This is a genomic window from Paractinoplanes lichenicola, from assembly GCF_016785085.1.
Taxonomy (GTDB): domain Bacteria; phylum Actinomycetota; class Actinomycetes; order Mycobacteriales; family Micromonosporaceae; genus Actinoplanes; species Actinoplanes lichenicola.
The window spans coordinates 168,340-189,454 of record NZ_JAENHO010000015.1 but is presented as its reverse complement, the minus strand read 5'-3'; the positions used below and the strand labels follow the sequence as shown (position 1 = coordinate 189,454).

The following is a 21,115-nucleotide window of genomic DNA, read 5'->3' as shown; positions in this document are numbered from 1 at the left end:
TAACAGTGACTGACACTCCCGAAGCGCCCGACGGCGACGAGGCCCCGGACACCGGCGGCGTGGCCCAGCGGGTCGAGCCCGTCGGCCTCGAGGTCGAGATGCAGCGCTCCTACCTCGACTACGCGATGAGCGTAATCGTGGGCCGCGCGCTGCCCGACGTCCGCGACGGCCTCAAGCCCGTACACCGCAAGATCCTCTACGCGATGTACGACTCGGGCTTCCGGCCCGACCGCGGCTACGTCAAGTGCGCCCGCGTCGTCGGCGACGTGATGGGCAACTACCACCCCCACGGCGACTCGTCGATCTACGACGCCCTGGTGCGCATGGGCCAGCCGTGGTCGCTGCGCTACCCGCTGATCGACGGCAACGGCAACTTCGGCTCGCCGGGTAACGACCCGCCGGCGGCCATGCGCTACACCGAGTCGAAGCTCTCGCCGCTCGCCATGGAGATGCTGCGGGACATCGACGAGGACACCGTCGACATGCAGGACAACTACGACGGGCGTACGCAGGAGCCGACGATCCTGCCCGCCCGCTTCCCGAACCTGCTGGTCAACGGCTCCGAGGGCATCGCGGTCGGCATGGCCACCAAGATCCCGCCGCACAACCTGCGCGAGATCGCCGGCGCCGTGCAGTGGGTGCTCGACCACCCCGAGGCCGACGAGCCGGAGACGCTCGAGGCGCTGCTCGAGATCGTCCAGGGCCCCGACTTCCCGACGTACGGCCTGATCGTGGGCCGGCAGGCGATCCAGGACGCGTACCGCACCGGGCGCGGCTCGATCCGCATGCGCGCGGTCGTCGAGGTCGAGGAGGACCCGCGCGGCCGGCCCCAACTGGTCGTCACCGAGCTGCCGTACCAGGTCAACCCGGACAATCTGGCCGAGCGCGTGGCCGAGCTGGTCAAGGAGGGCAAGCTCACCGGCATCGCCGACATCCGGGACGAGTCCTCCGGGCGTACGGGAATGCGGTTGATCCTCGTCCTCAAGCGGGACGCGGTCGCCAAGGTGGTGCTCAACAACCTTTACAAGCACACCCAGCTGCAGGAGACGTTCGGCGCGAACATGCTGGCGCTGGTCGACGGCGTGCCCCGCACGCTCAACCTGGCCCAGTTCATCCGCTACTACGTCGACCACCAGATCGAGGTCATCCGCAGGCGTACGGCATATCGCCTGCGCAAGGCCGAGGAACGCGCCCACATCCTGCGCGGCCTGGTCAAGGCGCTCGACATGCTCGACGAGGTCATCGCCCTGATCCGGCGCTCGCCCACGGTCGAGGAATCCCGCCAGGGCCTGATGCAGCTGCTCGACGTCGACGAGGTGCAGGCCACCGCGATCCTCGACATGCAGCTGCGCCGGCTGGCCGCCCTCGAGCGTCAGCGCATCATCGACGAGCTCGCCAAGATCGAGATCGAGATCGCCGACCTCAAGGACATCCTGGCCAAGCCGGAACGGCAGCGAGCGATCGTCTCCGAGGAGCTCGGCGAGATCGTGCAGAAGTACGGCGACGAGCGTCGTACGCAAATCATCCCGTTCGATGGCGAGGTCTCGATGGAGGACCTCATCACGCGCGAGGATGTTGTGGTGACGATCACACGTACGGGATATGCGAAGCGTACGAAGGTCGATCTGTACCGCTCGCAGAAGCGCGGCGGCAAGGGTGTCAGCGGCGCCACGCTGCGGCAGGACGACATCGTGTCGCACTTCTTCGTGATCTCGACCCACGACTGGATCCTGTTCTTCACGAACAAGGGCCGGGTCTATCGGGCCAAGACGTACGAGCTGCCCGAGGCGGCCCGCGTGGCCAAGGGACAGCACGTCGCGAACCTGCTCGCGTTCCAGCCCGACGAGCACATCGCCCAGGTCATCCAGATCCCGAATTACCAGGTCGCGCCGTACCTTGTGCTCGCCACCAAGAATGGTCTCGTGAAGAAGACCCGGCTCGAGGAATTTGACTCCAACCGCAGCGGTGGCATCATCGCCATCAACCTGCGGGAGGACGACGAGTTGGTGGGCGCGACCCTGGCGGCGCCGGAGAACGATCTCCTGCTCGTCTCCAAGAACGCACAGGCGATCCGGTTCAACGCAACCGACGATGCGCTGCGTCCTATGGGTAGGGCCACCTCGGGCGTCATCGGCATGCGCTTCAGCGGCAGCGACGAGCTCCTGGCCATGGAAGTGGTGCGGGAGGGCTTGGATGTGTTGGTCGCCACCGATGGTGGGTATGCGAAACGGACACCGATCGAGGAGTATCCCGTGCAGGGCCGGGGCGGCAAGGGCGTCCTCACCGCGAAGATCACGGAACGTCGTGGTGGACTGGTGGGGGCACTCGTGATCGACCCGGAGGATGAACTATTTGCCATCACCAGCAATGGTGGTGTCATCCGGACTCCCGTGAAGCCTGTACGGCGCACGCGGGATCGGAACACAATGGGGGTCAAGCTGATGGACCTCCCAGAAGGTGTAACCATCGTGGCGCTTGCTCGCAATGCCGACGAGCCTGACGAACAGGACTAGTTGATGCCGGAGACACAGGCGAAGTCGGGGGCCACGGGAGGCTCGGCGACTCCGAACGAGGCGGCCAAGAAAGACGGCGCCGCCCCGAACGGACGCGACGCCGCGGGTCGCGCGGCCGCCCCCGCCGATGCCCCGGCCACGCCGAAATTCACCCGGGCGCCGGGCATGGCCCCGCCCCCGGGTGAGCCGGCCGCCGACCATGACGGCCCCGACTCGAAGCGGCCCGGCGGGGCCGTGAAGGGTTCGGCCAGCGTGCCGACCGTCACCAAGGGCAAAGGCGCGGCCCCCGGCAGCAGCTCGGGCCGGGTCAGCGTGCCGCCGGCCGGCAACAAGCCCGGCACCCCGGCCGGCCCGCAGCAGCAGCGCCCCGGCGGCGACAGCGGCAAGGCGGCCCGTCCGGCCGGTGGTCCCGGTCAGGGTCCCGGTCAGGCGACGGGCTCCGCCGCGGTCGGTGCGGCCCGGGTCACCGAGGCGGTCCGTTCGGCGCGGTCCACGGTCACCGGAGCGGCCGCCCGCGGCCCCCGGCGGGCCCGGCTCAACCTCAAGCGGATCGACCCCTGGTCCGTGATGAAGTTCTCGTTCGCCGTGTCTGTGGTGCTCTTCATCGTCGTGGTCGTGGCCACCTCGGTGCTCTACCTCGCCCTCGACGCCATGGGTGTCTGGACCGAGGTCAACACCAGCCTCAAGGAACTGGTGACCGCCACCGGAAGCGAGAACTCCGGCTCCAGCGGCGGCTTCCAGATCACCGCGTGGGGCGTGATCGGCACGTCGATGCTGATCGGAGCGGTCAACGTGGTGCTGTTCACCGCGCTGGCGACGCTCGGGGCGTTCATCTACAACGTCTGCGCCGACCTGGTGGGCGGGGTCGAGCTGACCCTGGCCGAGCGGGACTGATTTTTCGTACGAGTCCGGGAGCCACCCCCGTTTTGGTGGCTCCCGGGCCCGTGCGGTAACCTTCGGTGTCGCACTTGAGGGGCTATAGCTCAGTCGGTTAGAGCGCAGAGCTGATAACTCTGAGGTCGCTGGTTCGATTCCAGCTAGCCCCACGAGCAGCGGGGGCCCCTGTCCGCATAAAGCGCGGACCGGGGCCGCTCGTTATGCTGGCTCAGGGGGCCGAGCCCCCTGAAACCCCACGTTACGGTGCCCACCCTTTGTGACTTGCTTACGGGCCGTAGCTCGTGGCCTTGGCGGCCACATCGAAGTTGCGGTGGGATGGAGATTCTGGTGTTTAAGAAGCTTCTGATTGTGGCTGGTGTTGTGGGGGCGGCTGCGCTTATCTTCAAGAAGGTCAAGGCGTCCAGCGATGAGCGGGCGCTCTGGCATGAGGCTACTACTGCGCCTGACCTGCGATAATTGGTCGGTTGTTTGGGGGCCCTAGCTCAACTGGCAGAGCACCGCCTTTGCAAGGCGGGGGTTAGGGGTTCAAGTCCCCTGGGCTCCACATACTGATCCCTCCGGGTTGCCGGGGGGATTTTTGTGTGTGGGCTGCGTGTGGTGGCCTCGGCCGTCGGGCCCTGCGGCACTCCGTCGCGCCCAGCCGCCCACCGCCCCGCACCTTGCGCCACCTGCGGGCCCGTGGCCGCTCACGGCACGCCGCCGCTAAGCGCCGCGCCCAGCCGGCCGCCGATGTTGGTCCGCTCCGCCCACTGCGCCTCGCGGCCCCGCATCGCACTCCGTCGTCCGTTGCCCGGCTTTGCCGGGCTGGGGGCGGCTTGCTGTATGTGCGGCTGATGTTGGTGGTGGGAATGGGACCGGGGTCACAGGGGTGGGTGGGGTTTGATGTACTGGCGCGGTGCGTCGGCGGGTGATGTTGAGTTTCGTGGCTGCGGGGCTGGTGGCGGGGTGTGGGTCGCGGGGCGGCACGCCGTCGGCTGTGGCGTCGGGGTCTCCGGTGGGGTCTCGGGGGCCGTCGCTGTCGCCGTCTGAAGTGGCGGCTGCTCGGGAGGCGGGGGCGGCCGATTATGCGTGGTTCGGGCGGGTGGCGGAACTGCGTAAGGGGTTCTGCTTTGTCTGGGTGAAGGACGTGCGGCCGGCGCAGGTGCTCAAGCGGATGGGGGCCAAGGAGCTCGAGCGCATCGGGTGGCGGCAGATGGTGGGGGCCGGCGACGGGCAGCGGGGCGCGATCGAGAAGTACTACTTCGGGGTCTCGCGGCTTGATGACGAGTGGTCGCTGGTGATCGAGGACAACGGGTCGCTCGGTCGTGCGGATGAGCTGCTGCGGCCGTTGTCGGAGGGGACCACGTTGGTGTGCCTCTATCGGGCGGCTGACGGGAGCGGGCGGTTCCTCCTTTTGGAGGACGGGGCCGTGCAGCTCGACTTCGACCCGCAGGCGCCGAATCGTCGCAGTGGGGCGCGGGTGGACGCACTCGCCCAAGAGATCTCGGCGGTCGGGATCGGCGCTGGTGGCGACGCTACGGCGGGGGCGTTCGCGCTGGCCGAACGGGCTACCGGCGTAGGGCTGAGCCTGGAGATGCTCCAGGAACGGACGTATCTGTTCAGCGAGGTCCCAACCGGTCAGCGAAAGAGTCAATAGCCGTTCGGTTGTTGCATGCCGAACGCCGTCACGCCAACATCCACGTGTGACGATGCGCACGGGCGATCTGCTCACCATCGGTGAAGCCGCGATCCTGCTGAGGTTCTCGCGGCGGCGAGTGCTGGACCTCTGCGCGCGCGGACTACTCCCGTACGTCAATATCGGCTCGCATCGGCGGGTGCGGCGGGCCGACGTGGAGGCGTTGATCCACCCGGTGCTGAGCCGCGCCGAGCTTGAAGAGCTGTGGCTGCACCAGGCGATCGCCGCGCGCCTCACGGCCCAGCCGGCCGCGGTGCTCGCCACTGCCGAGATCAACATTCGCCGGCTGCGGCGCCTGCACCCCGGCGGTCGCGAATGGGAATGGCTCGACCGGTGGGAGGTGCTGCTGGCCGGCGAGCCGGCGGCGGTGCTGGACGCGCTCACCTCACCGGCCCAGTACGCGGTGCGGCTGCGATCCGCGTCACCCTTCGCGGGCGTACTGTCCGAAAGGGAGCGTCGGGCGGTGCTCGACGCGCTGGCCGAAAGCCGTCATGACCAGGCCCGGCCCATGCGGCTGGCCAGCCTGGAGCGGGTCATGCGGGCGGTGTGAGAACAGCCCGTGTCTCCTCGATCACAAAACTAGAAAAGGTACTTATGCAATTCGCCGTGGCGGGCGGATAGTGAATCGGTTCCATGTTCGGTCGCGCGAAACTGCGCCCGGGAGGTACCGATGGCAACCACGATCCCCCACCTCACTACGACTGCGGCAAAGCTTCGGAGCGTCCTCGAGGCGCTGCTGCAAACCCCGCTTCCCGTACGCCTTCGCGCCTGGGACGGCTCGACCGCCGGCCCCGCCGAGGCGCCCGTCCTGGTGATCCGTCACCGCCGTGCGCTGCGCCGGCTGATGTGGCAGCCCAACGAGCTCGGGCTCGCTCGGGCGTACGTGGCCGGCGAGATCGACGTCGAGGGCGACCTCTATGACGCGCTCACCCGGCTGGCCGCGTTGATCTGGCGCTCACCCGACATCAGGGACATGCCGATCCGATCGGTTGCGGGCGATCTCGTACGTCTCGGCGTGCTCGGCACTCAGCCCAAGCCGCCGCCGGAGGAGATGGTCGTCACCGGCACCCGGCACAGCAAGCGCCGTGACCGGCAGGCCATCAGCCATCACTACGACGTGGGCAACGACTTCTACCGTCTCGTGCTCGGCCCCAGCATGGTCTATTCGTGCGCATACTGGACCTCGGACTCCGCCGGCTACGGGCTGGCCGACGCCCAGCGCGACAAGCTCGACCTGATCTGCCGCAAGCTCGGCCTGCGCCCCGGGCAGCGACTGCTCGACGTCGGCTGCGGCTGGGGGAGCCTGGCGATCCACGCGGCCCGCGAATACGGCGTACAGGTCGTCGGCATCACGCTCTCGACCGAGCAGGCCGAGTATGCCCGCAAGCAGGTCGCCGAGGCGGGCCTGACCGGGCAGGTCGAGATCCGGGTCGAGGACTATCGCGACCTCGAGGACGGGCCGTACGACGCGATCTCCAGCGTGGGCATGGCCGAGCACGTCGGCACGTCGGTCTACGCGGACTATGCGGCCATCCTCTACGCGCAGCTCAAGCCCGGTGGCCGGCTGCTCAACCACCAGATCTCGCGACTGCACCTGCCCCCGAAGCAGCCGCACCAGCAGCGCAGCTTCATTGACGCGTACGTCTTCCCGGACGGTGAACTGGCGCCCATCGGCACGACGGTCACGATCCTCGAACAGGCCGGCTTCGAGGTGCGCGACGTGCACGCGTTGCGCGAGCACTACGGCCGTACGCTGCGGGCCTGGGTCGCCAACTTGGAGCAGTCATGGCCCGAGGCCGTACGGCTGACCTCGCCCGGACGGGCTCGGGTGTGGCGGCTCTACATGGCGGCCTCGGCGTTGGCGTTCGAGCAGTCGCGGATCGGCGTCAACCAGGTGCTGGCCGTCAAGGATCACCGTGACGGAGCGAGTGACATGTCGCCCACGCGGAGTGACTATGCGGTCTGATCCGTTTCGGTCTTTATGCCGGACCGTCCGGATAGGTCGGTGACGCATCCCTTACTCCGGAACGAATGCGGACGTTATCCACAGGCGTCGAAGTTGTCATGCGGAACGGGCGTGGCGCCGGTTAGCCTGCGTTTCGTGAGCGAACGAAAACGGGCCGCTGCCGTGATCGTCCGGGACGGCCGCGTACTGATGGTGCACGAGCGCAGTCGGCGATCCGGTGGCGGTGAGTGGTGGACCTTGCCGGGCGGAGGTCTCGAACCGGGGGAGACCGCGGAGGAGGCCGTGCGGCGGGAGGTCTTCGAGGAGACCGGCCTGGTGGTCAGCGATGCCCGTCATGTGCTCGAGATGCCGTATCCGTCGGGCATGACGTCGGTGTTCGCAGTGACGGTGGCCGACGGCGAGCCACGAATCGGCGCCGACGACGGGTTCGGGCCGGAACTGCTGGGGCTGGACTGGCTGCCGGCCCCCGAACTGCCGATGGAGACGTCGGGCGGGGTGCCCGTGCCCCCGATGATCGTGGTGCTGCCGGCCTGAGCCGGGGTCGGTCCTGGCTCTCTGAGTGGGTCTTGCCGCTCTTCCTTCTGGAGCACCTATTGACCGCACTTTGACCTGCGGTTCAGCGGCTACCTGTGGATAACTCGGAACCGCCTGTGGACGACCGGGCGCGAATGTCAGAGGGCGTTGGTAGCTTCTGCGGTGTCGGAGGCGCTCGCCAGGATGTGAGCTGCAGGGGCGTGCGCCACCGGACGGTCATGGCCGGTGGGCAGGGACGGCGGGTGGTCGTGGGCCGTCTGCGAATCCGATGCCGGGTGGCTGTGCACGGCGTGACTGCGAGACGCCGGGCGGCCGTGCGCGGCTTGGCTTGGAGAGACCGGGCGGGTGTGGCGGCTCGGGGCGTGCGTCGCAGCTGGTGCCTGCTTGGTCGCCGCGTGCGTGGTCGCTGCATGCGTGGCGGACGCATGCGTGGCGGACGCATGGGTGGCGGACGCATGGGTGGCGGACGCGTGCGTGGACGGCAGGTGCGTGGTTGCTGCATGCGCGTGCGTGGACGGCGCGTGCGTGGACGGCGCGTGCGTGGACGGCGCGTGCGTGGACGGCGCGTGCTTGGCGGGCGCGTGTGTGGACGGTGTGCGCGTGGTTGCTGCATGCGCGTGCGCGGAGGGCGTGTGCGTGGACGTGGCTTGCGTGGCGGGCCGGTCTGTGGACGGCGTGTGCGTTGCTGCGGCTCGTGTGGCCGGCGAGGTCGGGGCGGGCGCGTGCCTGGTCGCGGCGCGGGTGGGCGCGTCCGTAGTCGTGGCGGCGGCGCGCGCGGCGGGGAGAGTGTGCGGTGCGGTGGTCGTGCTCGTGGATTTGGTTGCCTGGCGGATCGGGGCCGGGCGCTGAGCCGTGAGGACGTGAGCGGCGGTCGGGGCGTGGCCGATGCCGGTGGCATGGCGTGGCTGCAGGACTGCGCCCAGGGCGTCGTCGGCAGGGGGAGGCGTGTGCGGGCTGCGGTCCGGGTGGCCCGAATCGCTGAGATCGGCGGTGGAGGTGGGGGAAGGCGGGGAGATCACGCCAAGGTCCGCGGTTGTGGGGAAGTGCTCTTCGACGCCTGCTTCCGACAACGCCGCCGGGTTCGACGGAAACGTAGCGTCGACGTTCGTGTCCGACGGGCCGGTGGCGTGAACGGTCGGATCTGACGGCGCGGCGACCTCGGCCGCCTGCGCGGCAGCCTCGGCGTGCGTGGCCTGCGTGGCCTGCGTGGCTTGCGCGTCTTGCGTGGCCCGTGTGGCTTGCGCGTCTTGCGTGGCCCGCGTGATCTGCGCGTCCTGCGCGTCCTGCGTGGCCGTCGGGGATGCGGCGGCGATGGACCGGCGGCGCTCGGTCACGAAGTAGCCGCAGGCGGCGGCGTAGGAAACGGCCAGGACCAGACCGACGGCGCGCGTGGCGGACGTGTTCAGCACCAGGATGCTGGCGATCAGGGCGAACTCGGCCCACACACCGAGCAGTACGGCGTTCGTGGTATCGGAGCGGGACCAGCCGTTCGAGGCGCGGCGGGCCTGGCGCTTGATCTCGTCGAGCAGCGAGTGGCCGAGGCCGAGCGTCAGAGTGCCCAGCAACAGCGTCGCGGACAGCGACTGATGGTCACCGCCGACGGATGCGGCCAGGGCCGTACCGCCGGCGAGTAATGCCAGCCCACTGACGGTTCCGACCCGTCCTTCGCGACGCTCCTTCACACCCTTCGACGGTCGGCAGCAATTGCCACTTCCTGAGGACGTGGACCTGCCTCGTCACGAGTTCTTGTTTCCGGTCGTCCTGAAACCATGACGACGACTCTGGTTACCGGGGCGAGCGGCACCCTCGGAACGGCTCTCGTGCCGCGGCTGATCGAGGACGGACACGACGTTCGGCCGGCTAGCCGGCGCGCTCGTACGGGGTGGGTGAGGGCTGACCTGCGTACGGGGGAAGGGTTGGCCGACGCTGTGCGGGGCGCGGACGTGATCGTGCACCTCGCGTCGTCGCCGCGTAATCCTGGGGGGATCGACGTTTCCGGTACGCGGCGGTTGGTTGCGGCCATCCGAGGGGCCGCCGGGTCCGCGACCGGCTGGGCCGAGAGGGAGGCTGCCGGGTCTGCGACCAGCTGGGCCGAGCACGAGGCTGCCGGGTCTGCGACCAGCTGGGCCGAGAGGGAGACTGGCGATTCCGCGACCGGTTGGGCCGAGCAGGGGGCCGCCGGGTCTGCGACCGGCCGGCGTGAGCGGGAGACTGGCGGGTCTGCGGTCAGCCGGACCGAGAGAGAGTCCGCCCGGTCAGCGTTCAGCCGACCTGAGCGGGACGAAACCGGCTCCGCGGTCGACCGGGCCAACGGGGATGCCACCGGGCGGGCCGAAGCTGAGCGGGGCCTTCCGAGGGGCGGGAGCGGACAGGACGGAAGCGACGAGGTCGGAAACGGTCATGACAAAGGTGGGCAGGGCGAAGTCAGGCACCTGGTCTACGTGTCGATCATCGGGGTCGATCGGGTGCCGCTGCGTTACTACCGGGCCAAGCTCGCTGCCGAGGAGATCGTCCGGCGCAGCGGAACGCCGTACACGATCTTGCGGGTTTCGCAGTTTCATCCGTTTGCGGTCGGGCTGCTGGAGAAGTCGGCGCGGCTCGGCCCGTTGATCATCGACCCGGGATTTCTGGCGCAGCCCGTGGACGTGGCGGACGTTGCCGACCGGATCGCGGGGCTGCTCGGGGAGGGCCCGGCGAACGGCACTCTGGACTTCGCCGGCCCGCAGATCATGAACCTCGACGAGGCGGCAACCACCTGGCTGGCGGCGAAGGCCGATCACCGCCGAGTGGTGCGGCTACGGGCGCCCGGCAAGGTGGCGCGGGCCATACGCGCCGGCGGCCTGACCACGACGGCGACTCCGACCGGGTCCCGTACGTGGGAGGACTACCTGGCGGCCAGGTATTGAGCAAGGATTGCGGTCGTGATGGGAACCCTGAAGCTCGAGCCCGCCCAGTCCCGCCCCGACCTGCTGGCCGCCCCGGTCGCCAAGGCGCTGACCGTCTGGCCCGAGGACGCGCCGATCGATGCGGACCAGGTGCTGGTGGCCCCGATCGACGCCGGGCTGGCCGACACGGCGGCGTTCTGCGAGGCGTACGACGTGGGGCTGGACGTGTCGGCGAACTGCGTGATCGTCGCGGGCAAGCGGGACGGCGAGACCCGGTACGCGGCGTGCATCGTGCTCGCCACCACGCGGGCCGACGTGAACGGGGCGGTGCGACGCCGGCTGGACGTTCGCAAGTGCAGCTTCGCCCCCATGGACGACGCCGTGCGGCTGACCGGCATGGAGTACGGCGGGATCACGCCGATCGGGTTGCCCGTCGACTGGCCCATCCTGGTCGACGCGCGGGTGGCCGCGACCCCGCACGTGATCGTCGGTTCCGGCGTACGCCACAGCAAGATCGCCATTGCCGGGCCCGCGCTCGGTGCCCTGCCCGGGGCCGAGGTCATCGAGGATCTGGCCAAGCTGATCGGCTGACGCAACTACGCCGGTCGATACCGTTTCACGTGGAACATCATCGACCGGCGTCGACTGCCTCGCGCCGGGCGATCTCGGTGAACGCCTCGATCAGGGTGGCCGACTCCTGCGCCCCCTGGACGGCGTACTTACCGTCGATCATCAGGAACGGGACACTCGTGATGCCGAGCTCGCGGGCCTCGCCCAGGTCGGCGTTCACGGCCCCGGTGCCGGCGTCGGATGCGAGGTAGTTGCCGACCGTGCCCGTCTGATCGAGGCCTATCGAACGGGCGACCCCGGCCAGGACCGTACGGGAGCCGATGTCGAGACCGTCGGTGAAGTGCGCGCGCTGCAGGGCCTCCAGCATCTCGGCCTGGCGGCCCTGACCCGCGGCCCAGGCGATCAAGCGGTGAGCGTCGAACGTGTTGGCCGCGATCGCCCGGTCGTAGTCGAGGGCCAGGCCGTCGGCGGCAGCGATCGACGTGACGTGGGCGAACATCTGCTCGGCGCGCTCGCGATCACCGAACTTGGCGGCGAGCGCTTCCTTGATCGGCAGACCGTTCGGCACCGGCGACGGGTCGAGCTGGAAGGCCCGGAACGTCACGGACACCGGCTCGCCGAGATGCGTGATCGCCCGCTCGAGGCGGCGCTTGCCGAGGTAACACCACGGGCAAACGACATCGGACCAAACCTGAATATCCACGGGGGGCTCCGGCGGGGCGGGCGGAAAGAACGGCTGGCTTGATCAGGAGCCGAGGTTCAGGGATGGGTGGCCAGTTGAGCGGCCACCTGGCGCTTGAGGCGACCGAGGATCGCCGTGCCGCCCCGGATCCGCAGGGGGCTGATCGCCTGGGCCAGACCCATGCGGGCGTAGAGGTCATCGGGGACCGCGAGGATCTCGGCCGTCTTCGCGCCCTCGAGCCCCTCGGCCAGGATGCCGGCGAAGGCGCGCGTGGTCGGCGCCTCGGGCGGGCAGTCGAAGAACACCTCGACCGTGTCGTCGGGGCGCACCGTCGCCTTGAGGAAGAACTGCGTCTGGCACTCGGGCACCTGCTCCATGCCGTCGTGCCCGGCCAGGTCGGCCGGCAGCGCGGGCATGGCGTCGGCGAACTCGAGCAGCATCTCCAGCACCACATCGCGCGGCGCCGAGGCGAACTCGGCCACGATCTCGGCGAGCTTCGGGGGCATGTCGGTCACGGCTCGACCCTAACGCGCAGGAACCAGCCCGACCGGACGCGCAGGAACCAGCCCGACCGGACGCGCAGGAACCAGCCCGACCGGACGCGCAGGAACCAGCCCGACCGGACGCCCCAGGAACCAGCCGCCCGGACCGCGTAGGGACCAGCCCAGCCGGACGCGCGCGAAGCAGGGTCAGGCCGACGCCGACGTAGGAAGCAGCGCCACATCACTCAAGCTCAGGATCCCGACGACCTTGCGATCGGAGTCGCAGACCAGAAGGCGCCGCACCCCGCGCTCCCGCATGGCCTGCACGGCCTCCTCCACGGTGGCCGACTGTTCCACCATGATCAGTTCGTGGGCGGTGATGTCTCCCAGCGACGTCGTCTTGGGCGGCAGATTCTCCGCGATCGCCCGCACCACGATGTCGCGGTCGGTGACCACGCCGATCATCGTCGGCCCCCGGGTCACCACCACGTCGCCGATGCCACGGTCACGCATCACCTGCGCGGCCTCGTCCAGCATCGTCGCCTCGGGCAGATAGACGACCTGCCGGGTCATCACTTCGGCAACCGCCGTGACCAACGCCCTGACCATGTGCATACACCTCCCATTGGGATTGGAGTTACCCGAGTGAAGTAGCGATTACACGTGGTATGTCCGCCATCGCCACGTCGTTGCGCTGGTCTGTGCGGCGATCGCGAAATTCGACGAATCCCTCGCCGAACCGGCGGCCGACCACGACCGTCCGCGCGACGCCGATCAGCTCGGCATCGGTGAACTTCACCCCGGCCGACAGGTTGGCCCGATCGTCCACCAGCACCCGCAATCCGTGCCCGACCAGCGTCTCCGCGAGCTCCAAAGAGGCTGCGACCTGCCCGTCCTTGCCCGCCGCGACGATGTGCACGTCGGCCGGCGCCACCTCGTCGGGCCACAGCAGCCCGCGCTCGTCGTGGTGCTGCTCGGCGATCGCCGCCACGGCCCGCGAGACCCCGATCCCGTACGACCCCATGGTCGGCCGGACCGGTTTCCCGTCCACCCCGAGCACGTCGACCTCGAACGCGTCGGTGTACCGCCGGCCCAGCTGGAAGATGTGCCCGATCTCGATGCCCCGCCGGATGGTCAGCCGCCCCGACGAGCAGGCCGGGCAGGGGTCGCCCGCGCGCACCTCGGCCGCCTCGATCGTGCCGTCGCTGACGAAGTCGCGGCCGGCCACCACGTTGATCGCGTGCCGCCCGGGTTCGTTGGCGCCGGTCAGCCAGGCCGTGCCGGGCGCGATCCGCGGGTCGGCCAGGTAGCGCGCCTTGATGCCCTGCGGGCCGATGTATCCCTTGACCAGGTCGGGCCGCGCCGCGAAGTCGTCGAACAGCGTGGCCGTGGCCGGCGCGAGCGACGCGTCGAGCCGTTTCAGGTCGACCTCGCGGTCGCCGGGCACGCCGATCACCAGCACCTCGTCGTCGGCGCCGGGGGTGTGCACGGTGACCACCACGTTCTTCAGGGTGTCGGCCGCCGTCCAGTCCGTACGCCCGCCGAGCGCCCGAGCGTTGGCCAACTCGACCAGGGCGGCGATCGTCGGGGTGTCCGGGGTGTCATGCACCTGCATGGGCCCGGCCGACGAAGGCGACCCATCAAAAATGCTCACCACAGCCTCGGTGTTGGCGGCATAGGAGCAGGTGGTGCAGCCGACGAAAGTGTCCTCACCCACCTCGGATGTGGCGAGGAACTCCTCCGACGCGGACCCACCCATAGCGCCCGACATGGCCGAAACGATCGTGTGTGCCAGCCCGAGTCGCTCGAAGACTCGCTGGTAGGCCGCGCGGAGCGCCGCGTACGACAGCGAAAGATCTGAATCAGTCAAACCGAACGAATAGGCGTCCTTCATCAGGAACTCGCGCCCCCGCAGCAGCCCGCCCCGGGGCCGGGCCTCGTCGCGATACTTCGTCTGGATCTGGAACAGCAGCAGCGGAAAGTCCCGATACGAGCTGGTCATGTCCTGCACCAGCAGCGTGAACATCTCCTCGTGGGTCGGCGCCAGCAGGTAGTCCCCGCCGCGCCTGTCCTTGAGCGTGAAGATGTCGTCGCCGTACTCCGTCCAGCGGTTGCTCACGTCGTACGGCTGGCGCGGCAGCAGCGCCGGAAACGACACCTCTTGGCCGCCCACGGCCATCATCTCCTCGCGCACCACTGCGGTGACCCGTTCGAGCACGAGCTTGCCGAGCGGGAGCCAGGTGTATCCACCCGGGGCGGCGCGACGGACGAATCCGGCCCGCAGCAGCAGCCGATGACTCGGCACCTCCGCGTCCGCCGGGTCCTCGCGCAGCGTCTTGAGGAGCAAGGTGGACATTCGCAACAGCATGCCGAGCAGCGTAGGGAAGTCGGCCTGCCGTCGGCATTCCCTTTACGAGGTGTCGCCATCGTCACGCTACCCAGCCCCTTGATCCAGTGGAAATGTGTTCCCCACGGGAAAAATTGAGGGCACGTTAAGGGGGCGGCGGCGATGGCTTATCGGAGCTTCGTTGCTATGGGGGACAGCTTCACGGAGGGTCTGAACGACGCATATCCGGACGGCAGCTTCCGGGGCTGGGCCGATCTGGTGGCCGCGCGACTCGCGGTCGACTCGGGTCCCGACTTCGGGTACGCCAATCTCGCGATCCGCGGCAAGGTCATGCACGAGATCGTCGACGAGCAGCTCGAACCGACGCTCGCCATGCACCCCGACCTGGTCAGCATCGCGGCCGGCGGCAACGACGCCCTGCGCGTACGGGTCGATCCGCATGCCCTGGTGCGTCAGCTCGACAGCGTGGTGCGGAGGCTGCGCGAGTCGGGCGCCGAGGTGATCCTGTTCCGGTTCGCCGACGTCACCGTGCACCTGCCGGCGATTCTCGGCCGCCGGGCCGCCGTGCTCAACGACGGCGCGAGCATGCTGGCCGAGCGGCACGGCGCCCACCTGGTCGACCTGTTCGGCGACGACGCGTTCCACCACCCGCACATGTGGGCCCCCGACCGCCTGCACCTCTCGCCGGCCGGCCACCGCCGTACGGCCGGGCACGTGCTCAACGCCCTCGGCGTCGGCGTGCACGAGGATTGGATGCTGGTGCCGCCGACCCCCGAGCCCACGCCGTGGCTGCTGGCCCGCGGCGCCGACCTGCGCTGGGCCCGCGAGCACCTGGCGCCCTGGGTCAGCCGTCACCTGCGCGGTCACTCGTCCGGCGAGTCGATCACAGCCAAGCGTCCGGAACTGGCTCCCTTCAGCGCAACCAAGTAGGGCTAGCGTGGCACCCATGTCTGTTGCGAACGATCCATCGCCTGCGCTCCAGGCCTTTGCGCATCCCGACAAGCTCGTCACCACCGAGTGGCTCGCGGCCAACCTCGACACGCCCGGCCTCGTGGTCGTCGAGTCGGACGAGGACGTGCTGCTCTACGACACCGGGCACATCCCCGGCGCGGTCAAGGTCGACTGGCATCTCGAGCTCAACGACCAGGTCACCCGCGACTATCTCGATCCGGCCGCCTTCGCCGCGCTCTGCGAGGCCAAGGGCATCGGCCGCGACGACACGATCGTCTTCTACGGCGACAACTTCAACTGGTGGGCCGCGTACGCCCTCTGGGTCTTCAGCCTTTTCGGCCACCGTGACGTGCGCCTGCTCGACGGCGGACGGCAGAAGTGGGCGGCCGAGGGGCGCGAGCTCACTCGCGACCGCACCGAGCGTCCCACTGCGAAATACCCGGTTCCCGTACGCAACGACGCCGAGATCCGGGCGTTCCGTGATCAGGTGATGGGGCACATCAGCAGCGGGCGCCCGCTCGTCGACGTGCGCTCGCCGCAGGAGTACACGGGCGAGCTGACCCACATGGCGGCGTACCCGCAGGAGGGCGCGCTGCGCGGCGGGCACATCCCGGGCGCGGTGAGCAAGCCGTGGAAGTCGGCGGCGAACGAGGACGGCACGTTCAAGCCGGCCGACGAGCTCACCAAGATCTATCGCGACGAGCTGGGCCTGGAGTCGGGCGACGACATCATCGCCTACTGCCGGATCGGCGAGCGGTCCAGCCACACCTGGTTCGCGCTGCGCTACCTGCTCGGATATCCGCAGGTCCGCAACTACGACGGGTCGTGGACCGAGTGGGGCAACCTGGTGCGTGCCCCCATCGCGACGGGCTCGGAGCCGGGCGGCCTGAGCTGAGTGATCGAAACGGGGCGGCGGAAACCGCCCCGTTTTTGTCGCCCGTTCGCGGTACCTTCTCCGCCGTGAGCAACACGTTCCAGGTCGATCTCCGTGGCATCGTCGATCTCCTCAGCCATCACCTGTATGCGAGCCCGCGCGTCTACGTGCGCGAGCTGCTGCAAAACTCGGTCGACGCGATCACCGCGACCGGCTCGCCCGGCCTGGTGTCGATCACCACGGGGGCCGACGCGCTGCGGGTGAGCGACAATGGCATCGGCCTCACCGAGGCGCAGGTGCACGAGCTGCTGGCCACGATCGGCCGCAGCTCGAAGCGCGACGAGCTCGGCTTCGCCCGCCACGAGTTCCTCGGCCAGTTCGGCATCGGCCTGCTCTCCTGCTTCCTGGTGGCCGACGAGATCCGCGTGCACACCCGCCGCGCCGGCGCCGATCCCGTGCTCTGGACGGGTTATTCCGACGGGCGCTACGACGTCCGCGCCGGCGACGAGCGCGAACCGGGCACGACGGTCACGCTGGTGCCCCGCCGCGGCTCCGAGCACCTGCTGACCGCCGAGACGGTCCGTGAGCTGGCCGGCCTCTACGGCTCACTCCTTCCCGTACGGGTGGAGGTCGACACCGTCGAGGTCACGACCGGCGCGCTGCCCTGGCCCGACGGCGACCTGAACGCGTACGCGCAAGAGGTCTTCGGTTTTCGCCCGCTCGACGTGGTGCCGCTCGACGTGCCCGAAGCCGGCCTCACCGGGGTGGCGTTCGTGCTGCCCACCCCGGTCAACCCGGCCGCTCGTGGCGGTCACCGCGTCTATCTGAAGCGCATGCTGCTGGCCGAGAGTGTCGAGGGGCTGCTGCCCGAGTGGGCGTTCTTCGCCCGCTGCGTGGTCGACAGCACCGAGCTGCGCCCGACCGCCAGCCGCGAGGCGCTCTACGACGACAACCTGCTGGCCGACACCCGCGAGGCGATCGCCGACCAGCTGCGCGGCTGGCTGGTCCGGCTGGCCTCGACCGACCCGCGCCGCCTGGGCGAGTTCCTCTCCATCCACGCCCTCGGCGTCAAGGCCTTGGCCCTGCACGACGACGAGATGCTGCGCCTGGTCGAGCAGTGGGTGCCGGTCGAGACCAACATGGGCTACGTCACGCTGGCCGAGTTCCGCGAGCGGTACGGGGTGCTGCGTTACGCCGCCGGTCACGACGAGTTCCGGCAGCTCTCGTCGGTCGCCGCCGCGCAGGATCTCGGGGTGATCAACGGCGGCATCGTCTATACCGCCGACATCGTCGAGCGGCTGGCCACTGTGGATCCCGAGGTGCGCGTCGAGCGCCTCGAGCCGTCCGACGTCGCGGCCCGGTTCTCGGCCGTCGACACCGAGACCGAGCTGCGCCTGCGCCCGTTCCTGGCCGCCGCCCAGCGCCGCCTCGACCGGCTCGGCTGCGAGGTCGTGGTGCGCGGCTTCGACCCGGCCGGCGTCCCCGCGCTCTATCTGGTGAGCCGCGCCGCCGCGTTCAACGAGCAGTTCACCCAGAGCCGCGACACGGCCGACGACCTGTGGGGCGGCGTGCTCGACGCGCTGTCCCGGGTCACGACGGTCGACCGCCCGCAGCTCGTTCTCAATCACCGCAACGCCCTCGTACGGCGGATCACCGCGCTCGGCGACCCGGAGCTCGCGGGTCTCGCCGTCGAGTCGCTCTACGGTCAGGCCCTGATGCTCGGCCAGCATCCGATCCGCCCGGCCGACGCCGCGTTGCTGACCAGCTCGTTCATGGGCCTGCTGGACAGGGCCGTCCCGGGGGAGGACAAGTGAAGACCGCCGACGAGTTGTGGGACCTCTACGAGCAGGCCCGCACGCTGCCGCACGGGGCCGCCCAGATCGCCCTGGTCGAAGAGGTGATCCGGCACGCCGACACGGCCGGTGACCCGCGGCTGGCCTTCACCGCCCGGCTGCTGGCCACGAACGCCTACACGTACGGCGGGGAGCCGGCCAAGGCGTTCGTCACCTTCGCCTGGGCGCTCGCCGATTTCGACCGCAACCCCGGCCAGCATCACGCCCACGGCAAGCACACCCTGCTGTGGCACTTCAAGACCATGGTCAGCGCGATGACCAACTTCCCCGAGATCCCGCTCGACCGCACCCGGGCCGTGCTCGACGACATGGAACGGCGCTACCGGGAGGACGGCCACAGCATGCAGGCCGTCTACAAGCACCGCTACCTGGTGGCCGATCACGTCGGCGCGCCCGAGGCCGACGAGTGGTTCGCCCGCTGGCAGGCCGCGCCGCGCGACGAACTGTCCGACTGCATCGGTTGCGACCCGTCGTCGGTGGCGGCCTATTACAACGAGCGCGACCGGTTCGCCGACGTCATCGCGACCGCCGAGCCCGTGCTGGCCGGCGAGCTGACCTGCAGCGAACAGCCGCAGGGCATCTTGCGCGAGCTGATGGTGGCCTATCTGCGCACCGGCCGCGTCGACGACGCGGCCGACGCCCACCGCCGGTCGTATCGGCTGGAGCGCGGCAACCTCGCCGACCTGTGGAATCTCGGCACCCACCTGGCGTTCTGCGCGCAGACCGGCAACGAGCACCGGGGCCTCGAGATCCTGCAGCGGCACATCGACTGGCTCGACAAGGCGCCCTCGCCGGCCGCCGAGATGCACTTCTCGGCCGACGCCGCGATGCTGCTGCGCCGGCTGACCGAGCTCGGCCACGGCGAGACGATCATCCACCGCCGCGAGCACGGTGACATCTCGGCGACGGCTCTGGGCATCGAGCTCGCGGCCCGGGCGACCGAGCTGGCCAAGAAGTTCGACGAGCGCAACGGCACCGATCACCAGAGCCGCTCGATCGCCGCCGACCTGGCCGCCGAGCCGTACGAGGTGGTGCTGCCCCTCTCGCCGACCGCCCGCCGCACCGCCCCGGACGCCTCCACCTCGGCCTCGGCTTCGGGCGATCACACGTTCGCCCCGGGCCTCGCCCTGAAGCAGGATGAGCCGGAGGTGCCGGCTGACGCGACTGCGGCCGAGCTGCTCGACCTCGCCCGGCAGCACTGGCGCGAAGACCGTGACGCCGCCCTGACCGCAACCCTGGAGGCGCTCGACGCCCGCTTTCCCCGGCTCGACGATTCGCTGCTCGCGGCCCGCCGTGAAGTGATGCTCGGCAACCGGATGCGGTCCGCGGGCGCGGGTGAGCATTGGGCCCGGGCGGTGGAGTTGTTCGATGAGGTCGTCGCGGGTGTTGACGGGGCCGCGGCGAGCAGCGCGCCCACGGACAGCGGGGATGCGAACAACGCGGGTGCGGAGAGCGGCCCAGATGCCGCCGACGGGAGCCGGGTGGCGGATGCGGCTCGTGAGGCCAGTGCGCTGCGGGCCCGCACAGCGCTCGACCGTGGCTACTCCGGCGAGCCGGTCGACGAAGCGCCGGTCCTGGCCGACGTCACCTATCAGGAGCAGCACGGCGGCGCGTTCGAGCAGGCCAACGCGTGGGCCCGACTGTCCATTCTGCACCTGATGAACGGCCGGCTCGACGAGGCGAACGAGGCCGGCGATCGCAGCGACGAGCTCGCCGCCCAGACCGGCGACCCGCGCATGGTCGCGATGCACACGATGCTGCGCGCCCGCAATCGGATGGCCGCCCACCGGCACGACGAGGCGCTGACCGCGGCCCGCGAGGCATGGGAGTTCTATCGCGCCGAGGGCCCCGGCCGCCGCATCGCCGAGGCCGGCACGATCCTCGGCCACGCCCTCGACGACCCGGCCGAGCAGGTCGAGGTGTTCAGCGCCGTGATCGCCACCGGCGAGCCGGAGAAGTCGCTGCCCGCCCGCCTGGGCCGGGGCAACGCGCTGCTGCAGCTGGGCCGGCCCGACGAGGCGATCGTCGACCTGGTCGAGGCGGTCGCCCTGTGTGCCGAGGGCGGCCTCGACGTCGCCGGCGCGCACGCCCGTAACGACCTGGCCAACGCCTATCGCCTGGCCGGCCGCCCGGTCGAGGGGGCCGAGGTGGCCGAGGAGGCGCTGGCCCGCTTCGAGCAGCTCGAGGACGACGACGCGGCCGACAACGCGCGCTACCTGCTGGCCGGGCTCTATCGCCAGATCGGCGACCCGGACGGCGCCCTCATCCTCTATCGCACGCTGATCGAGCGGCTCGACGGCAACCCGGCGGGCCGCGGCCAGATCGCCGAGGACGCGGCCGGCCTTCTCTTCGACATGGACCGCGACGCCGAGGCAGCCGAGACTTTCCTGGCCTCGGCCTCGGCCCTGCACGAGTCGGGCGACCCGATCGGCGAGCTGCGGGCGCTGCGCCGGGCGGTCGGTGCCCTGCACTATGCCGACCAGCCCGAACGCGGCCTCGAAGTGATCGAGCAGATCGGCCGGAAGTTCGACGAGCTGCCGCCCGAGCTCGCCGCCGAGCCGAATGCGATCTTCCAGCGTTCGATGACGGCGTACGAGGCCGGTAACCTTCTGATGTCCCGCGGGCGTTACGAGGAGGCGCTGCCGCACCTGAGCGATGCTCCCGAGCGGCTGACCGCGATCGGCGCGATCGATCAGGCCGACCGCCTGGAGGGCATGCGGGGCGAGGCCCTGCTGCGCTCGGGCCGGGCGGCCGAGGCCGAGGCGCTGCTGCGGGCGCTGCTCGAGCGGATGCCGGCCGATTCGTCGAGCCGTGATCTGGCCGAGCGGGTCCACGAGGAAGCGGTGGCCGCCGCGGATGGCCGTTCCACATCCTGAACGCCCGTTA

The 21,115-nt window shown here is 69.9% G+C and carries 18 protein-coding genes, 2 tRNA genes and 1 pseudogene; 16 read left to right on the top strand and 5 right to left on the bottom strand.

All coding sequences use genetic code 11. The features are described 5' to 3' along the window. Positions 1 to 5: 5 nt before the first annotated feature. The 9 genes from gyrA to JKJ07_RS41600 all read left to right on the top strand — a co-directional run bounded on the left by gyrA (position 6) and on the right by JKJ07_RS41600 (position 7,585). Entirely contained in the window at positions 6 to 2,513 is a 2,508-nt protein-coding gene (gene gyrA, locus JKJ07_RS41640; RefSeq protein ID WP_202997519.1) for a DNA gyrase subunit A, read from the top strand. A 3-nt stretch (positions 2,514 to 2,516) separates the two neighbouring features. Then, positions 2,517 to 3,407, top strand: a complete 891-nt coding sequence (locus JKJ07_RS41635; RefSeq protein WP_202997518.1) for a DUF3566 domain-containing protein — start codon at positions 2,517 to 2,519, stop codon at positions 3,405 to 3,407. A gap of 78 nt (positions 3,408 to 3,485) precedes the next feature. After that, positions 3,486 to 3,559 (top strand) — tRNA-Ile (locus JKJ07_RS41630). A gap of 178 nt (positions 3,560 to 3,737) precedes the next feature. After that, on the top strand, positions 3,738 to 3,866 hold the full coding sequence (locus JKJ07_RS41625) for a DLW-39 family protein (RefSeq protein WP_215795213.1): 129 nt from the start codon (positions 3,738 to 3,740) through the stop codon (positions 3,864 to 3,866). 15 nt (positions 3,867 to 3,881) lie between these two features. Then, positions 3,882 to 3,954 (top strand) — tRNA-Ala (locus JKJ07_RS41620). A 366-nt stretch (positions 3,955 to 4,320) separates the two neighbouring features. Then, complete coding sequence (locus JKJ07_RS41615; protein WP_236030818.1) at positions 4,321 to 5,046, top strand: DUF6461 domain-containing protein; 726 nt, start codon at positions 4,321 to 4,323, stop codon at positions 5,044 to 5,046. A 52-nt stretch (positions 5,047 to 5,098) separates the two neighbouring features. Further along, a complete protein-coding gene (locus JKJ07_RS41610) occupies positions 5,099 to 5,635 on the top strand; it encodes a helix-turn-helix domain-containing protein (RefSeq protein WP_202997555.1) in 537 nt (178 codons plus the stop codon). Between the two features lie 120 nt (positions 5,636 to 5,755). After that, on the top strand, positions 5,756 to 7,051 hold the full coding sequence (locus JKJ07_RS41605; RefSeq protein WP_202997516.1) for a class I SAM-dependent methyltransferase: 1,296 nt from the start codon (positions 5,756 to 5,758) through the stop codon (positions 7,049 to 7,051). Positions 7,052 to 7,186: 135 nt separating this feature from the next. Continuing rightward, the gene (locus JKJ07_RS41600) at positions 7,187 to 7,585 is read left to right on the top strand and encodes an NUDIX domain-containing protein (RefSeq protein WP_202997515.1); all 399 of its coding nucleotides are present in this window, start codon (positions 7,187 to 7,189) and stop codon (positions 7,583 to 7,585) included. Positions 7,586 to 7,722: 137 nt separating this feature from the next. On the opposite strand, the gene JKJ07_RS41595 is transcribed toward JKJ07_RS41600, so the two are convergent. Further along, positions 7,723 to 9,267 carry a hypothetical protein gene (locus JKJ07_RS41595; RefSeq protein WP_202997514.1) on the bottom strand — a complete coding sequence of 515 codons (1,545 nt, stop codon included), beginning with the start codon at positions 9,265 to 9,267 and terminating at the stop codon, positions 7,723 to 7,725. An 87-nt stretch (positions 9,268 to 9,354) separates the two neighbouring features. On the opposite strand from JKJ07_RS41595, the pseudogene JKJ07_RS52490 reads away from it, so the two are divergent. The 3 genes and pseudogenes from JKJ07_RS52490 to JKJ07_RS41585 form a co-directional block, all read left to right on the top strand. After that, positions 9,355 to 9,597 (top strand): annotated as a pseudogene (locus JKJ07_RS52490) (SDR family oxidoreductase); the annotation flags it as partial. A gap of 429 nt (positions 9,598 to 10,026) precedes the next feature. Beyond that, entirely contained in the window at positions 10,027 to 10,491 is a 465-nt protein-coding gene (locus tag JKJ07_RS52485) for an SDR family oxidoreductase (protein WP_438871477.1), read from the top strand. Between the two features lie 18 nt (positions 10,492 to 10,509). Then, entirely contained in the window at positions 10,510 to 11,061 is a 552-nt protein-coding gene (locus JKJ07_RS41585) for a YbaK/EbsC family protein (protein WP_202997554.1), read from the top strand. A 37-nt stretch (positions 11,062 to 11,098) separates the two neighbouring features. On the opposite strand, the gene JKJ07_RS41580 is transcribed toward JKJ07_RS41585, so the two are convergent. The 4 genes from JKJ07_RS41580 to JKJ07_RS41565 all read right to left on the bottom strand — a co-directional run bounded on the left by JKJ07_RS41580 (position 11,099) and on the right by JKJ07_RS41565 (position 14,572). Continuing rightward, positions 11,099 to 11,743, bottom strand: a complete 645-nt coding sequence (locus tag JKJ07_RS41580; RefSeq protein WP_202997512.1) for a DsbA family oxidoreductase — start codon at positions 11,741 to 11,743, stop codon at positions 11,099 to 11,101. 56 nt (positions 11,744 to 11,799) lie between these two features. Then, a complete protein-coding gene (locus JKJ07_RS41575; protein WP_202997511.1) occupies positions 11,800 to 12,237 on the bottom strand; it encodes a SufE family protein in 438 nt (145 codons plus the stop codon). Positions 12,238 to 12,411: 174 nt separating this feature from the next. Next, entirely contained in the window at positions 12,412 to 12,813 is a 402-nt protein-coding gene (locus tag JKJ07_RS41570; protein ID WP_202997510.1) for a CBS domain-containing protein, read from the bottom strand. A 28-nt stretch (positions 12,814 to 12,841) separates the two neighbouring features. Continuing rightward, complete coding sequence (locus JKJ07_RS41565; RefSeq protein WP_202997509.1) at positions 12,842 to 14,572, bottom strand: proline--tRNA ligase; 1,731 nt, start codon at positions 14,570 to 14,572, stop codon at positions 12,842 to 12,844. Positions 14,573 to 14,713: 141 nt separating this feature from the next. Here JKJ07_RS41565 and JKJ07_RS41560 point away from each other — a divergent pair, with 141 nt between their 5' ends. From JKJ07_RS41560 to JKJ07_RS41545, 4 genes are all read left to right on the top strand, one after another. Beyond that, a complete protein-coding gene (locus JKJ07_RS41560; protein WP_202997508.1) occupies positions 14,714 to 15,481 on the top strand; it encodes an SGNH/GDSL hydrolase family protein in 768 nt (255 codons plus the stop codon). 16 nt (positions 15,482 to 15,497) lie between these two features. Then, positions 15,498 to 16,397, top strand: a complete 900-nt coding sequence (locus JKJ07_RS41555; protein ID WP_202997507.1) for a sulfurtransferase — start codon at positions 15,498 to 15,500, stop codon at positions 16,395 to 16,397. A gap of 65 nt (positions 16,398 to 16,462) precedes the next feature. Next, complete coding sequence (locus JKJ07_RS41550; protein ID WP_202997506.1) at positions 16,463 to 18,190, top strand: HSP90 family protein; 1,728 nt, start codon at positions 16,463 to 16,465, stop codon at positions 18,188 to 18,190. Beyond that, positions 18,187 to 21,105, top strand: a complete 2,919-nt coding sequence (locus JKJ07_RS41545; protein WP_202997505.1) for a tetratricopeptide repeat protein — start codon at positions 18,187 to 18,189, stop codon at positions 21,103 to 21,105. Before JKJ07_RS41550 ends, JKJ07_RS41545 begins: the two co-directional genes overlap by 4 nt. The last annotated feature ends 10 nt before the right edge of the window (positions 21,106 to 21,115 follow it).